The following is a 15,140-nucleotide window of genomic DNA, read 5'->3' on the forward strand; positions in this document are numbered from 1 at the left end:
AATTGTCCGCGGTTCTTCACCCCAAATCCATTCCGTGCAGGATAGAAATTACCGTATATTTATCTATCAAATGACTCCCTGAGCAACGGGACATTTATCTTAGCGCAACCCTATAAAAATCCCCTCTTGAGAGGGGTGATCCGCCGGAGGCGGATCGGGGTGTGTCATCTTTTTCTTTCAAAATCACCCCAAGAACAGGCAGGGAGTGAAAAAACTCACCCCTAAATCCCCTCTTAATAGAGGGGACTTCGCTGCTTATTGACGACTATCCTTTGCGTAGGCTCTGCCTAATGCAAGGCCCCATATATGGATTTGTTCAGCGATTTACATACCATATTTTACAACCCTAAAGGCCTTTGCAAGGCTAATATGAAATTAAAGCATAAATGAGTTCACCTTAAAAATCACAAATCACAAGAATTAAATGGATTCAATTTCAACAAAATCACTTCGTGAAAATGCGTGAAATTCGTGGGTCCAAAATTTTCAGACTGACTCCACGCTATTACTCGTAATTCCCGTGAAAATCCGTATCAATCGTCCGCAAAAGATCGACCCATCTCAGTGTTGCCTTGTTGTACTTCAAGCATCTCCGGCAAGGAGCCTTTCACTTTCAGTTTCCGCATGGTCATGGCTTTTACAGGGCCCAGTTTTCCCTTAATAATCTGATACCAGACCTTGTAAGGTCCCGAGATTACAAAATCCGTGGGACGATCGTCTTCCCAATGATCCGTTAATTTCCCATTTTCAATTTTGTAGCCCATGATGATAGGATCATTAATTCCATTTTCCGGTTCGGGAAGCACTTTGAATGTGTAGCTTTTGTTAATGTCTTTTGCAAGCCGGTAGTATTCTTCGTCAGAATTAACGATTTCCATCGCTTTGTCCCACCACTCTTTGGATCCTAATAACATAGCATTCGTCCTCCGTTTTAAATGACTTCATCCAACCAAATACCATCGAGGGTTTCCAGATCGGGGACCTTAAGATTGGTCTCCGGATCAATTAAAATATCCAACAGCGCAGGGCCGCCGGATGTTGCCGCCCGATCCAAAGCCTCCCGAATCCCTGACGGCTCGTTCACCCGCTCACCGTACCAGCCAAAATTCCCGGCAACCTTTGCAAAATCCACGTCGTAAAAATCAACACCGATATGGCGACCGTCCGGTTGGTCGGCTTTTATCATTCCCCAGGCCCGATCGTTAAGAATGCCCACAACAATTGGCAGATTCAGCCGACGGGCGGTTTCCAATTCCTGAACATTAAACATGAAAGCGCCATCACCCGTCAATAAATACACCGGGCGATCAGGGAAAGTCAATTTGGCAGCCAGGGCCTTTGGCAAGCCTCCGCCGAGCATTCCGCTGTCCGATTGCGCCAGGAAGCTAAATGGCCTGTTCATGCGAATCAAATACGTCGCCCAAACCTGCGAATTTCCTCCATCGAGCACCACAATGGCATCTTCCGGAAAATAATTTTTGAATTCGGCTACCGCCCGAAGGGGATGAATCGGAACGGCATCCGAAGCGGCTCCTTCCAGGAATTCCTCCAGCCAGGCCTTCTCCGTATCCCGATACAGCTCCAGCCGTTCGTTGGGCTTGTCCCGTTTCACTCCCTTTTGTTCCAATCGCTTTAACAAGGCGCGCAGAAACTCACCCACATCTGCCTGAATGGCCAGGTCCACCTTTCGGTTCAGCCCAATGGACTCGGGATTAATATCCACCTGAATCAGTTTTTGCTCTTCCGGCGTTCCCCATCCCGGTTCCCGGCCCCACATATCCATCGCACAGAGGCGGGCTCCCAGATCGATCACCAGGTCGGCCTCGGCCTGAGCGGAGATTGCCCCGTATCCCATCGGTATGAATGAAAGCGGGTGACTGGCTGGAAAGACCCCCCGTGCATAAACGGTGGTGGTAACCGCCGCCTGCAACCGCTCCGCCAGGTCCTTTAATTCCTGAAAAGCGGCCGAACGCTGAACGGCGCCGCCTGCATGAATGAGCGGATTTTCCGATGCCAGAATCAGTTCTACCGCCTGATCGATGACCTGGGGTGACGGTGCCGGTTTCTCCTGAATACGATAGTTCTCCGGCGGAAGAAAAACCAGCTCGTCGGCATCGCCTTCATAAAACAACACATCCACCGGAATATCCAGATGTACCGGGCCGGGCGTTCCGCTGAGGGCTGTCCGGAAGGCCCGCTGAACCAATTCCGGAATTCGCCTCCAGTGCGAGACAACGGCATTCCACTTTGTAATAGGCTCGAAGAGGCCCTTGTGGTCGCAATACTGCGTGGATCCCGTATCCGGGTACGCTTTCCAGCTTTGTACCTGCACGGTCAGCGCCAGAACGGCACTGCTCTCCGAGAAGGCTTCAAAAACCCCGGGAACCAAATCCACGGCCCCCGGCCCCACTGTGCCCAAACAAACGCCTACCTCATTGGTCAGCCGGGAGTACGCATCCGCCATGTGAGCGGCAGCCTGTTCGTGACGCGTCATAATAAATTCCAGGCCTTCCTTTCTGCCCAGGCGATGAATGGCATCCAAAAACGGAATCCACTGCCCGCCCGGAATACCAAAAACAAAACGAACCTTTTCCATGAGAAGCGCCTTTAACAGTGCCTCTGCTCCGCTTATTTTGCTCATAAGACCTCCTCTATTTTGAACGCCTCGAAATTCCCGGCACTTCTGACGCGCCGGAAATTTTATGGGTTCACCAAAATTTTTATATCCTGATTTTCACGCATTAATTTTTTGAACCCCTTCTCAGAGATCTCCGAAAGTGCAATTTCTGAGGTGACCAAATCCGTCGGATCGATGGCGCCGGTGCGAATGAGGTCCACCGCTTCTTCAAACTCATTGGTGCACGAGTAAACCGATTGAATCGATTTTTCATTGTACATAATGTCCAGGAAATCCATCTCCACCGGTTCCGTTGAAACACCCAAAATGACCGCTTTTCCGCCTTTGATCACGTCTTGAACCGCCTCTTGAATGGTGGCGGGAATTCCCACGCATTCAAACACAACATCCGGCAGCTGTCCAAAATGGGCCTCGCAAAAATCCATTGGGTCTTTTTGAAGGGGATTAAAAGCGGCATCGGCATATTTGGAAGCGATTTCTCTGCGATAATGATGCGGTTCCGAAAGCACAACCTGTTTCACGCCCTTTAATTTGAGAACACGTACGAGCAGGTTTCCAATGGTGCCCCCGCCAATACCAGGGTTTTGTCGTTGGGCCGAATTCCCGATTTTTGGTACGCGTGCAGCACAACCGAGAGGGGTTCACAAAAGGCGGCTTTGGAAAAATCTGCCGCGCCGATTGAATACACATTTCTTTCGGGAACCTTAATGTACTCGGCAAAGGCTCCCGGATGGGTGATGCCGATTGTTCCCATGTCATCGCAAAGGTTGATTTTGCCTTCCTGACAAAACGTGCATTTTCCACAAGGAAGAATAGGATGTGAGGTGACCCGATCGCCTTTTCTAAACCGTGTCACATTTTTTCCAAGATCAACGATCGTCCCGGAAAACTCGTGGCCCATGATTATTCCGGGTTCGTATAATCCAGACGAATATCCGTGTACATCCGACCCGCAAATGCCGGCAACCGCCACCTCAATCAGAACCTCATCCGGTTCGGGATCCGGGACGGGAACCTCCGAAACAGCAATTTCCCCAATATCCTGTAAAACGGCTGCTTTCATTTTTTACACTCCTCTCTGGATTCAGGCAAATCTCCCGGGAACGAAGAAAATCAAAGGAAGGAATTTTTATTTGTTCCGCTTTTGATCCCTTACTTTCAGCAATTCGTCCAGGGAATACGTATTAATGACATCTTTTGGCTGCAGCCAGGCCCGGCGCGCCACCCCCACACCCAGTTTGATCATATCCAATTGATACAACTGGTGGGTGTCGGTATTTATTGAAAGCTTAATTCCCATTTCCCGGGCCCGGCGGGCATTCATATCGGACAAATCCAGCCGGTCATAATAGGAGTTAATTTCCAGCACGGTGCCGGTTTCCGCCGCTTTTTTCATTACCCTGTCCAATTCCATGATGTACCCCTCCCGCTTGGAAATTAAGCGGCCGGTGGGATGGGCAATGATAAAGACGTACGGATTATCCATTGCGGCGAGCATGCGTTCCGTGACCTGCTGTTTGAATCCCTGATGAATGGCCGCAATCACAATATCCAGTCGGGCCAGAATCTCATCGGGATAATCCAGGGTTCCGTCGGAGAGAATGTCCACCTCGGCGCCTGCCAGAATTTTAATTTCGGGGATTTTTTCCTGCACGGCCTTAATGTCGTCCAGCTTCTGCAGCAGCCGTTCTTCCTCCAGGCCTCTGGCATATTTAACGGATTTGGAGTGATCGGAAATAGCAATGTAGCGATACCCCTTTGCCAGCGCTGCCCGGGCAATTTCCTCGATGGTCGCCCCTCCATCGCTCCATTTGGAATGCACATGCAAATCCCCCTGAATATCCGTCTGTTCGATGAGCCGGGGCAGCTGATGTCGGGCCGCCAGATCAATCTCGCCCCGGTCTTCGCGCATCTCCGGCGGAATCCAGTCCAGATTCAAAGCATGGTAAACATCCTGCTCCTCCGCGCCGCCAATTTTTTCGTCCCCTCGAAAAACACCGTACTCATTAATCTTGAGACCCTTCTTCTTGGCGATTTCCCGAAGGTGAATATTATGAGCTTTGGAACCGGTAAAATATTGAAGGGCCGCCCCGTACGATTCCTTTGGAATGGCCCTCAAATCTACCTGAATCCGATCTTCAACAATAACACTTCCCTTGGTATCGCCCGCTGCCAGAATCCGTGTGACCTGCGGCAGGTGGACAAAGGTTTGAATAATATCCGCACCCCGGTCCGTTTCAACCAGAATGTCAATATCGCCTACGGTCTCTTTCATTCGGCGGGTGGAACCGGCGGGTTGAATTTTTTCAAGGTTGGTTCGGGATTTGAGTTCAGAAATCAGTTCTTCTACCAGAGGCAGAGCCACGCCAATGGAAATCCGCTCCTGCGCTCGTTCGTGCAACTCAATCCCTTTCAAGATATTTTCGACCTTCTTTTGCCCCATCCCGGGCAGCTGCGCCAGACTGCCATCGGCGATGACCCGTTTCAGATCTTCCAGGTTTTCCACGCCCAGTTTTTTGTAGGCCAGCGCGACCGTCTTGGGCCCCATATTCTGAATCTCCAGCAACTCAATCAATCCGGCAGGCACGGATGAGACCACTTCCTCGTATTTGCTCATTTTACCGGTGGTCAGAAATTCTTCAATTTTGGACGCGAGAGCCGTTCCAATTCCGGGGATGTCTTTGAGGCGTCCCTCCCGCCAGACGTCCTCAATATCCTCCTGCATATCCCCGATAATACGGGCGGCCTTTCGATACGCATTGACCTTAAATGGAATTTCGCCCTGAAATTCAAGAACATCCGCAATTTTCTCGAACATCGTCGCAATGGTTCGGTTCTTCATGGCTGGATTCCTCTATTTTTCAAATCGTTGTGTAAATGCCCTGTTTTTAAAGACCCAATCCTTTTCGCTTTCCGATGAAACTTCAATGCGGCTTGCGCCAATCATCCACCAGGCGCCTCAATAATTTGGGACGGTTGGTAATAATCCCGTCCACCCCCCATCGGATAAACCTTTTCATGTCGTCTTCTTCGTCCACTGTAAAGACCATCACCATGTAATCGCGCTGCGCGCGTTTGAGAACACGTTCATCGGTTCGTCTGAAATAAAAAACCAGGCCGTAGGGCCGGTATTTGGGGGGAATAAAAGCTTCAATGGCAAAATAAAAATTGGGGTAATCCGTTAAAAAAGCGGTACGAATGCGCCGATTCATTTGATGCACATAAACAAGCGCCATAAAATTATAGGATGAAATGATAACGCGGTCCTCCAGATTCATTTCTTCGATAAGACGAACCACCTGGACCACCAGGTCCGTTTTTCGAAGCTCCAACCCCTTAATCTCCACATCCAATAAAATACGGTGATTCAGCATTTTCAGAACATCCGAAAAAAGAGGAATTTTCTCTTTTCCAAACTTCTTATTATTAAACGATTGGATATCAATCCCGTTCAACTCCTGCCAGGATGTCTTTTTGATTTCTTCTGAATTGTGAGCCAGCCGCTTCAGGGTTTCATCGTGAAACACAACAACCTCTCCCGTCGCGGTCTCCTGAACATCCAGCTCAATCATATCCGCGTGCAAATCCATGGCGCGCTGAAAGCTGTCCTTTGTATTCTCCAAAAATTCCAGAGGGGCTCCCCGGTGCCCCACGACCAGCGGCCGGGGTTCGGGAAGATTTTTTACGCGCCGCATCTTCCTGTTTTGAATCATCTTCGCCCTTTTTATGTTTCTGTTTTTTAGCCTCCATTATTCATAAACTTTCACCACGAAGCCCCCCAAGGCGCAAAGGGTATTCCAATCAAAATAATTAGCCAGTTGAAACTCGGTTCGTTTTGCGTAGTTTTCTGTTTCAATGACTTATTTATTTACCTTTTTGTCTATTCTGCCTTTGCGTTTTCGTGACTTTGCGGCTAATGAATTATTCAGGTCGGGAACCAATTTGATTAAGAATAGCTGCCAGTTTTTTCGTCTGATTTTTCCGGGAATACGTTTCCTGAAACACACGGAGCCGTTCCGGGGGTTCTCCTCCAAAATCTTCGCTTAAAAAGCTTTCCAATTCTCTTGAAATAGTCTCCGGATTGAAATCCGTAATGAGCCTGCCATAATTGTACGAGCGAAGCATTTTTGTAGCAACCACACCTTCCGGGGAAATGGCAAAAATGGGTTTTCCACTGGCCATGTACTCAAACAGCTTTCCTGTGACCATGCCGGGATTCACCTCCGCGGACAACGTAAAAAGCAAAGCCGAGGCCCCTTTTAGAAAGCCGATGGCGTCTTTGTGGGTCACGTAGGGCGCAAACTGTAAGATTTCCCGAATTTCGGGAGGGCACTTTACAGCAGAAATGTCTTCCCCCACAAAGAGGAATTGCCACTCCGACAAAACGGACGGATTTTTTCGCCTCACATTCTTGATCGCCTGAAAAAACAGCGACGGATCATTTGCTCCCCCCAGAGAGCCCAGATACAGCAGGGTTTTTTGGAGGAATTTTCTGGGTGCCGTTCCCTGAAAATCATCCGGATCAAAGCCGTTGGGAAGCTCGAAAAATTTTTCGGCATGATCCCGATCCAATGCCATCAAAGACCGGCGAATCGGTTCCGAGACAGCCACGACCGCATCCGCTGTTCGAATAACCGCCCGGGCCCATCTATCGTGCAGGACGCGGTGGAGCGGCGTCGGTGCGTAGAGGTACTCTCCGCCCAGCCAGTAATCCCGAAAATCAGCAACCCAGGGAATACCAAATTTCTTTTTCACTTTCATCCCCAACAGGTGCGCGGTAAGCGGAGGCGACGTGGAAATAACGGCAGCCGGCCGGATGCGCTTCACAAGATGCACCAATGCCCTCCAGGCGAAGGGGTACCAGCCAATTTTGCTGTCCGGGATGAAAAAGAGGCGGGCCAGCCCAACGCCCTTCGAGGGAAGGGTTGTTTTCCCGCCCGAACCGGTCGGATTTCCCCTTTTGAATTTGGCCAAAATCCGTGCGGGGTCGAGGGAACCCGTGCGGTAAACCGGTTGGTTTTGAACGTCTTCCAACAGCGTGTAATCGTAAGCATAATAAACAATATCCTTTACCGTCACCACATGGGGCTGCCATCCACAGCCCGGCAGAAATTTAACCCATTTTGCCGCGCGCTGCACACCGCCCATTCCCAGCGGAGGAAAATAGTAGGCTATGATAAGAACCGGTTTCATCTTCCAATCAAATCATCAATTGTTTCCCGCTCCCGCACCACGGTAAAGGACGCGCCGTCCACCAAAACCTCGGGAATGCGCGGACGTCCGTTGTAAGTAGAGGATAGGGTGTAACCGTAAGCGCCGGCTGATAAAATGGCCAGCAGATCGCCTCTGCGAACCTCCGGAAGAGGGCGGTCTTTAGCGAAAAAATCTCCCGATTCACAAATCGGTCCCACAATATCCAGTGACATCATCTCTCGTTCCGGTCGTTTTTCAACGGGGACAATCCGGTGGTAGGCCTGATACAGGCTCGGCCGGATCAGGTCATTCATGCCGGCATCCACAATCGCGAATTTCTTTAAGCTCGTTTCTTTCCGGTACAGCACACGCGTCAACAAAACTCCGCCGTTTGCGGTTAAAAAGCGGCCGGGTTCAAAAATAAGGGTGCACCCCAAATCGCTTAAATGGGGCAAAATGGCGCGCATCAGATCCGCGGGAGTCGGCGGCTCCGCCGGCTCACGGGGTTCGTATAATGGCTCGTCGATAACCCGGTTGTAGTCCACACCCAACCCGCCGCCCATGTCAATTACCGTCAGGGCAATTCCCGCCTGTTTCAGGTCGGTTACCAGTTTGCGCAACGACCGGGCACTTTCCACAAAGGGATCGACAGAGAGAATCTGGGAACCAATGTGGCTGTGAACACCCAGGAGCCGGATGTTCGGCAGGGCCGCTGCCTTTTCAAAAACGGCGTAGGATTTTCCGATGGCAATGCCAAATTTATTCTTGGCCATTCCGGTTGAAATGTAGGGGTGACTTTTGGGGTCGATATCCGGATTGACCCGGATATTGACGGGCGCTTTCCGCTGCACCTGACCCGCAATCTCGTTGATGACCTCCAGTTCTTGTTCCGATTCCACATTAAATGCCCGGATGGATTTTTCCAGCGCAAATGCAATTTCATCATTTCGCTTGCCCACACCGGCAAAGACAATCTTTTCCGGCGGAATACCGGCGGCCAGGGCCATGGCCAATTCCCCGGCCGAAACCACATCGGCGCCGGCCCCCTCTCGGGCAAACAGCTTTAGCACTTCCGGATTATTATTGGCCTTGAGCGCAAAACATGTCAGATGCTCCTGCCCCCCAAAAGCCTTTTCAACGGATCGCAGCCGTTCAATAAAATGACGCTTGCTGTACACATAAACGGGCGTCCCCACCTTGGACACAATTTCGGTCAGGGGCACATCTTCGGCAAACAATGTGTTGTCTTTGTAGTAGAAATCACGCACCACTTTCAGTTATCCTTTCATTGATTTGAGTCACCAGACTGGTAATTTCGGGCAGATGTTTTTGGGTGATTTCCCGTCCTGCTTGAATAATGCGTTCGGCTTTGAAAAATTCCAGCAATTGCACATCGGCAAGATTGGGTTCCAGTAAAATTTCCGGCGGATTCTGATGCAGACGCAGCTCACAAATAGTGTTCTCGGCAATAGTCAGGCTTTGAAGCATAACCGTAAAGATTCCCGGTACAATTGCCGGATGCGGGTTTTCGTATTCCTTTAATCGATTTAAAACATTAATGAGTTTTTCCTGAAGGACGTCCTGGGAAATTTCCTTGTGCTCCAGCTTTTTTAAGGAGGTTTGAATAATCTCCGGCAATTTTTTGGCAACGGCCCGCCTTTTCCTCCGTGCCTTTTTCAGATAAAGAAACTTGGCCTTTTCCTCCACTTTCGGAATAACATTGACCGCAATCACCGCATCCACCGGCCACCTTCTTGCCACGCTCACCGGAACCGGGTTCACCAATCCGCCATCCACCAGAAAGCGATCCTCATAGCGGACAGGAGCAAAAATGCCCGGGATTGAAATACTTGCCCGAACGGCGGGAATAATGCTCCCCTTATTGAATATGACTTCATGTCCCGATGAAAGTTCGGTTGCCACGCAGGCAAACGGAATGCGCAGCTCTTCGATTTCCACCTCTTCAATAAATGTCTGCAGAAATTTCTGAATCCGCTGACCGGCAATCAAGCCTGATTTTGGAAATGTGGGCAGAAACATTCGCGCCGTTGTTTTCCAGTTCATGGAACAGGCAATGCGGGCCATTTCTTCCCCCGACAATCCCGCAGCCCACAACGCCCCAATAAACGCCCCGGCACTTGTACCCGCCACGGCCGAAATCGGAATGTGATTCTCCTCAAGAACTTGAATCACTCCAATGTGAGCCAGTCCCTTGGCAGAACCGCTTCCGAGGGCAAGGGCAATTTTGGGGGAATTTAATGCCATGTTTTTTCCGAAAACAACCTCTCTTTTCCAAAAAACAAGAAAACACTTCTCACGCACCAATAAAAAAGACGGCCATGAGCCGTCTTATTACAAAATACGTTCCGATGACCCCTTATTTTTCTGACGGGGTATCAGGAGTGGAATTGGACGCCGGTGGATTCAATTTCCGTTTATTTAACATGCGATAGAGGGCATCCATGTCGATGCCGGAAACCTTTTCCAGGGCTTCATTAATCATATATCCAAAAATCAAAAATTCATCTTCTTCAAATCGAATATTCAGGTTATGTACATTAACATGAATACAACCGGCCTCGCATCGATACACCTGACCATCAATTTCGGGAGCACTTGAAAATATTTGAGAATCTTCAAACATTTTGGCCACCTTTCTTAAGGAGCAACGATTGAGGAACAAATTAGACCTGTTTACGAAAATTAATGTACTAATTTTTCCAAGCAAAAACAAAGGTTTTTTGGAGCTTTTCGTTCCAACAACCGGCGTTGCTCTCAATTACCGTCTGAAAAATCAACCGGGAGGCCAAGTCATTCGGCGTCCGCCCAGCAGGTGCATGTGCACATGGTAAATCCATTGTCCCGCATTTTCGCCGGTATTCCACACAAGCCGATAGCCTGTTTCCGCCACGCCAAATTCTTTTGCAATTTTTTGCGCCACCACCGCCATCTTGCCAATCAGGGGAACATCCTGGGGATCTACATCATTCAGACTGGCGATATGCTTTCTGGGAACAATGAGCACATGGATGGGAGCCTGGGGATTAATATCGTGGAAGGCGACGATTTCATCGTCCTGATAAACAAATTCTCCCTGCAACTCGCCAGCGATAATTTTACAAAACACACAGTCAACCATTGCTTATCCTCCCATATTAAAGTCGATTACAATTCGTCCAAAAGGGTTAGTACCTGGCAGCTGGCCGCAATAGCCGCGGTTTCGGAGCGAAGACGCCGTGATCCCAGTGACACCGTTTCAAATCCCGCATTTTTGGCACGTTGAATTTCTGCCGGGCTAAACCCGCCCTCCGGACCAATCAGGATCGCCACCTCTCTCGGAGGCAGGCGTTTCATTTTCAAATAGGCCTGAAGAACCGATCGGATCGAAGACTTCCCCTCCATTTCGGGGAGGATCTTCACGGGAACCGCTTTTAGCTGCTGTAAAACCTCCTCAAATGGCTGCGGTTCACTAATTCCGGGAAGCACCGAACGCCCGCTTTGTTTAATGGCGGCCATTACGATCCGGTTCCAACGCCTAAGGCGGTTCTTGTCCGGTTCAACAATCGTAAATTCAGAAGATATGGGCAGAAATGTACTCACCCCCAATTCCGTCGCCTTCTCCAGCAGCCAATCGAACCGCGGGTTTTTAATCATTGCCTGGACCAGAATAATATGCGTCAGGGGTTCATTTCTGCGCCGCCATATTTTTTGAATTTCTCCCCGGACAAAATCCCTGTCAATGGAAATAATCCCAAATTCGTAGGAATTTCCATGCCCGTCCACGGCAATTAATACATCCCCAACACGTTTTCGCAATACTTTTACGAGGTGCTTAAATTCATCTCCCCGAATGATCAGAAAATTACCCTGAACATCCTCAGGATGAACAAAAAAACTTTCATAATGGGCCATTTTTACAAGCCGCCCTTAAATCAAAAAAGGAAACATTCAATCGCCAGTTAGTCAAGCTGCACACAATATTGCCCCTTATGCAAAAAGGGTAGCCCCGTACCAAAGCGTGTGAAAGCCCTATTAGAATTTACACTCTTTTCCAAAAAATTCAAGCAAAAAGTTGGTTTTTTTGAATCCTTGCTCTGTTCCTTTTTTATCTCTCGCGACTTCTTGTGCCACTTTTTTCCCGCCTTGAAGAATCCTTTTCAACCCGCTCCCTCGCTCAGGGCCGTATCAAAAGTCCTTTTTTCAGGAAAAAATGAGTAGTTGTCATTGCGAAGCAGGAAAACGATTTAAAATAGATTGAGTTTTAAATCGCTAATTATTTTAATTATAATAACCTTTGTGATATGGGGTCTTCGTGGCAAAAATTTATGAATCATACAGGCTAAAAAGCAACGCCCCCGTCAAAAATGAACTGGCCGCGCAAGGATTCATTCCAGGCGTATTCAAATCGCAGGCTATTTGAATAGGGCAATAAAACATTCAGACCCACCCCAAAACCGCTCTGGAAATGCCGGATCCCCACCTCCCGCCTCTGGTTGAATACCAATCCCGTATCGCTGAAAAGTGTACCGTAAACGGCAAACTCCAGTTCTTTGAGCGAAGCGGTTTTCCGGGACAAATTGTAGTAGCGTTTGGGCACAAGGGCAAACCGCAAGGCTGCCGATGCCAGAACGCGATTTTCTCCTTCGTATGATTCAAAAAAATGACCGCGGATTCGCTGGTCATAACCGAGAAAGATGTGTTCATACACGGGAATGGTTCCCGTGCGAAACGCACCGGCCGTACGACCTGCAAGGATAATTGAGTGAATGTCACGATAGGCCCGGATATCGTAAGAAAGGGATTGGGAGGTGCGATGGCTTTGATTCAGCCAGGCGTGTGCCAGACTCACTTCTGCCAGATAGCCATTCAATGGGTATTCGTGCAAATCGCGGCTATCGTATTTCAGGAAAACACCCACCTGTCCCCACAAATCCCTGCCGGAAGAATGAATGGCGGCCAGAGGATTTGACGGGTTTACCTGCTCAATTTTCGTTTGGAAACCCACATAACGATAGATTCCGAAACGTCTTCCAAAGCGAAAAAGAGCGCGTCTTGAAAGAGAGGTTAAATCAGTAAACCTGTTTGTATGATTTGTCACCCGAATCGAATGGAGGAAAAATGATGTAAAATACCGCTTCTCCCCGCCAAACCAATCATTCCGATAGGCGAATTTCAATCCCGGGTTAAATCCGGCCCAGCCCAGAAAGAATAATTTTTCGGCCCGACCCCGAAAATTGTAGTGAACCACTCCCCCACCGTAGGAAATCTTTGAAAAACTGTGTTCATTAAAATTCAGAATAGGAATCGGAAAAATATACCATCTTTCGGTAACCACGATTTTGAGATCGGTTTTTCCTTCATCCCTCAAAAACACAAATTGCACCCGGTTAAAAAGATAGAGATTTTCAATTCGTTTTTTTGCCAGAATGAGATTCCTTTTGCTGACGGTGTCTCCGGGACGAAATTCCAGTTCCCTCAAAATAATAGGCGTTTTTGTGTGAACATTTCCAACAACAATCACACGAGCAATCCGAATGGAATCCGGCAAAGCAGAAAGAGATTGGCAAATGGCGGGACGGACAAAAAAGAGAGTCATGGCAAGCCCGAAAATGGCAAGAATTTGTTTACCTTTTTTTTCCATTACCATCGAGGCAATATCCTCATGGTTACACGCCACTGCCCTTCTTTTTCGTGAATGGGGTGGCCAAGGTCCAGTCGAATCAAATCGCCGGAAATGGAAAGAGACAATCCGGCATCATACTTGAAGGGAATCGACGTCTTTGGCGGGGAAACCACCGAGTTCCAGGTTTCGGGAAACCACCCTTTTCCGGCCTCCGCAAAAAACGATAATTCGATCATATCTGAAAAGGGAATCCACGAAAACACCGGGGAATTCATAATATCCCCCTCGAAGCCGTACACGACGCGTCCCAGGAGCACCCCTGAGGCATTCTTAAATGCCTTGTAGGGATATCCCTGAAGTGTACCAATTCCTCCAAAATCAATCAGATGCTGCGGAAGATAGGCGGCATTCCAGACCTTCGCGCCACGAAGTTGAAGGGACACCTTCTGATTTTCAACGGTTGGCTGAAACCAGCGCAGCGTGGCAAAAGCGCCCATGTAATCAGAAAATGTCGTGTTCGCCGGCAGAACTGACCGCTCACCCGCTATCTGAACATAAATGCCCTTCATGGGGTAAATCGGGTTATCCAATCGATCGAAGATGAGTGACAGGCGAACCAGATTCTCTTTTCCTGCCGCAACTCCGGGGTTTGAACGGAATTTTTTCCGTTTGGCCGGGCAAAGACTCCAGTCGGTGCTCTTCTTCAGATTCCCATACTCAGCCGCCCGAAATAACCCCCGAAGCGTGAAGCGGTCTTTAACCTGAAATTGCGCCCAGCCTTGCCATCCTTTCAGGGCATAATAATCCATGAAATCTTCGTGCAGTAAAACCCCTGCAAAGCTGTTTTCAATTTCTCCAATGATCCAGGCTTCATTGCATACGGTATGATTGAAATAGCCGGCTCCCAGTTGAATGTGATTTTCCTTGCCAAAATCGGCGATGCCAAACAGGTGATATCGCGGCGCCTTGAGCGCAAATCCGTAGCCTGCTCCGCCGGCCAGTGCCACTTTTTTCTTCGAAAACGGAACAAGTGTCACATCCAATCCCGCAAAAAGGCCTTCTACACGATTGTAGTGATTCCACGACGAGATGTCGGTGCGTTGATTGAATTGCACGGGCTCCACTTCCTTCGGGATTGTAAATTGAATTTGCGCTAAAATCATATTTGAAGCCGCGCCTGTTCCAATTAAAAGACCAATAAAAATAAATCTACGGAAAGCTTTCATACGTCCTCCCAAAACGAAAACGAATAACTCAAAACCAGATTAACCTCTTACTAACCATTTTTTAACGGCTCAACCGGACTCTGAATTTCGGTGATTTTTGCCCGTATTCTGTGCGTGTCACGCATCTCCTGCCGCTTTGAGTTTTGTTTAAGGATTTATTATTCTCAGTAAACAACACCCCGGGTAATGAAATATCCATTTTCACGCCGCCCCGCCAAAATCCCCTCTTGAGAGGGGTGTCTCCGCCAGCTGGCGGGGACGGGGTGTGTAATCTGTTCCTCGAAGAATCATTGTGAGAAAAACTAAGATTCAAAAAACACACCCCTAAATCCCCTCTTATTAGAGGGGACTTACCCGCTTCCCCGCTTCGGCTATTCTCAACACAATTACCACGATGACTCGTTGTAATTCTTCAAATAAAACGATCAAAACCGACTTGCCTTCAAAACAGAAAATACAA

14 protein-coding genes are annotated in these 15,140 nt (G+C 48.7%); all 14 read right to left on the bottom strand.

Annotated features, from left to right (window positions below):
* Nucleotides 1-533: 533 nt before the first annotated feature.
* A complete protein-coding gene (locus GXO76_01100; GenBank protein NOY76442.1) occupies nucleotides 534-914 on the bottom strand; it encodes an SCP2 sterol-binding domain-containing protein in 381 nt (126 codons plus the stop codon).
* Between the two features lie 17 nt (nucleotides 915-931).
* Nucleotides 932-2,641 (bottom strand): thiamine pyrophosphate-binding protein, encoded by a 1,710-nt coding sequence (locus tag GXO76_01105; GenBank protein NOY76443.1) that lies wholly within the window; start codon nucleotides 2,639-2,641, stop codon nucleotides 932-934.
* A gap of 59 nt (nucleotides 2,642-2,700) precedes the next feature.
* The gene (locus GXO76_01110) at nucleotides 2,701-3,246 is read right to left on the bottom strand and encodes a zinc-binding dehydrogenase (protein NOY76444.1); all 546 of its coding nucleotides are present in this window, start codon (nucleotides 3,244-3,246) and stop codon (nucleotides 2,701-2,703) included.
* Nucleotides 3,165-3,701 carry an alcohol dehydrogenase catalytic domain-containing protein gene (locus tag GXO76_01115; protein NOY76445.1) on the bottom strand — a complete coding sequence of 179 codons (537 nt, stop codon included), beginning with the start codon at nucleotides 3,699-3,701 and terminating at the stop codon, nucleotides 3,165-3,167. The genes GXO76_01110 and GXO76_01115 overlap by 82 nt, the downstream gene beginning before the upstream one ends.
* 66 nt (nucleotides 3,702-3,767) lie before the next feature.
* The gene (gene polX, locus GXO76_01120; protein NOY76446.1) at nucleotides 3,768-5,480 is read right to left on the bottom strand and encodes a DNA polymerase/3'-5' exonuclease PolX; all 1,713 of its coding nucleotides are present in this window, start codon (nucleotides 5,478-5,480) and stop codon (nucleotides 3,768-3,770) included.
* Between the two features lie 82 nt (nucleotides 5,481-5,562).
* Nucleotides 5,563-6,333, bottom strand: a complete 771-nt coding sequence (locus GXO76_01125) for a hypothetical protein (protein ID NOY76447.1) — start codon at nucleotides 6,331-6,333, stop codon at nucleotides 5,563-5,565.
* A 226-nt stretch (nucleotides 6,334-6,559) separates the two neighbouring features.
* Complete coding sequence (locus GXO76_01130) at nucleotides 6,560-7,831, bottom strand: glycosyltransferase family 4 protein (protein ID NOY76448.1); 1,272 nt, start codon at nucleotides 7,829-7,831, stop codon at nucleotides 6,560-6,562.
* Complete coding sequence (gene lysA / locus GXO76_01135) at nucleotides 7,828-9,099, bottom strand: diaminopimelate decarboxylase (GenBank protein NOY76449.1); 1,272 nt, start codon at nucleotides 9,097-9,099, stop codon at nucleotides 7,828-7,830. Before lysA ends, GXO76_01130 begins: the two co-directional genes overlap by 4 nt.
* Complete coding sequence (locus tag GXO76_01140; protein NOY76450.1) at nucleotides 9,092-10,096, bottom strand: patatin; 1,005 nt, start codon at nucleotides 10,094-10,096, stop codon at nucleotides 9,092-9,094. The genes lysA and GXO76_01140 overlap by 8 nt, the downstream gene beginning before the upstream one ends.
* 112 nt (nucleotides 10,097-10,208) lie before the next feature.
* A complete protein-coding gene (locus GXO76_01145; GenBank protein ID NOY76451.1) occupies nucleotides 10,209-10,475 on the bottom strand; it encodes a hypothetical protein in 267 nt (88 codons plus the stop codon).
* A gap of 150 nt (nucleotides 10,476-10,625) precedes the next feature.
* On the bottom strand, nucleotides 10,626-10,970 hold the full coding sequence (locus GXO76_01150; GenBank protein NOY76452.1) for a histidine triad nucleotide-binding protein: 345 nt from the start codon (nucleotides 10,968-10,970) through the stop codon (nucleotides 10,626-10,628).
* A gap of 26 nt (nucleotides 10,971-10,996) precedes the next feature.
* Nucleotides 10,997-11,743: a 16S rRNA (uracil(1498)-N(3))-methyltransferase gene (locus GXO76_01155; protein NOY76453.1), complete on the bottom strand. Its 747-nt coding sequence runs from the start codon at nucleotides 11,741-11,743 to the stop codon at nucleotides 10,997-10,999.
* A 427-nt stretch (nucleotides 11,744-12,170) separates the two neighbouring features.
* Nucleotides 12,171-13,472 (bottom strand): hypothetical protein, encoded by a 1,302-nt coding sequence (locus tag GXO76_01160; GenBank protein NOY76454.1) that lies wholly within the window; start codon nucleotides 13,470-13,472, stop codon nucleotides 12,171-12,173.
* The gene (locus GXO76_01165) at nucleotides 13,472-14,680 is read right to left on the bottom strand and encodes a BamA/TamA family outer membrane protein (protein ID NOY76455.1); all 1,209 of its coding nucleotides are present in this window, start codon (nucleotides 14,678-14,680) and stop codon (nucleotides 13,472-13,474) included. Before GXO76_01165 ends, GXO76_01160 begins: the two co-directional genes overlap by 1 nt.
* Between the last annotated feature and the right edge of the window lie 460 nt (nucleotides 14,681-15,140).

This window comes from Calditrichota bacterium, assembly GCA_013151735.1.
Taxonomy (GTDB): domain Bacteria; phylum Zhuqueibacterota; class JdFR-76; order JdFR-76; family BMS3Abin05; genus BMS3Abin05.

Coding starts and splice junctions, on each gene's coding strand:
- GXO76_01100 (NOY76442.1), bottom strand. CDS start 914: ATGTTATTAGGATCCAAAGAGTGGTGGGACAAAGCGATGGAAATCGTT.
- GXO76_01105 (NOY76443.1), bottom strand. CDS start 2,641: ATGAGCAAAATAAGCGGAGCAGAGGCACTGTTAAAGGCGCTTCTCATG.
- GXO76_01115 (NOY76445.1), bottom strand. CDS start 3,701: ATGAAAGCAGCCGTTTTACAGGATATTGGGGAAATTGCTGTTTCGGAG.
- polX (NOY76446.1), bottom strand. CDS start 5,480: ATGAAGAACCGAACCATTGCGACGATGTTCGAGAAAATTGCGGATGTT.
- GXO76_01125 (NOY76447.1), bottom strand. CDS start 6,333: ATGCGGCGCGTAAAAAATCTTCCCGAACCCCGGCCGCTGGTCGTGGGG.
- GXO76_01130 (NOY76448.1), bottom strand. CDS start 7,831: ATGAAACCGGTTCTTATCATAGCCTACTATTTTCCTCCGCTGGGAATG.
- GXO76_01140 (NOY76450.1), bottom strand. CDS start 10,096: ATGGCATTAAATTCCCCCAAAATTGCCCTTGCCCTCGGAAGCGGTTCT.
- GXO76_01145 (NOY76451.1), bottom strand. CDS start 10,475: ATGTTTGAAGATTCTCAAATATTTTCAAGTGCTCCCGAAATTGATGGT.
- GXO76_01150 (NOY76452.1), bottom strand. CDS start 10,970: ATGGTTGACTGTGTGTTTTGTAAAATTATCGCTGGCGAGTTGCAGGGA.
- GXO76_01155 (NOY76453.1), bottom strand. CDS start 11,743: ATGGCCCATTATGAAAGTTTTTTTGTTCATCCTGAGGATGTTCAGGGT.
- GXO76_01160 (NOY76454.1), bottom strand. CDS start 13,472: ATGGAAAAAAAAGGTAAACAAATTCTTGCCATTTTCGGGCTTGCCATG.
- GXO76_01165 (NOY76455.1), bottom strand. CDS start 14,680: ATGAAAGCTTTCCGTAGATTTATTTTTATTGGTCTTTTAATTGGAACA.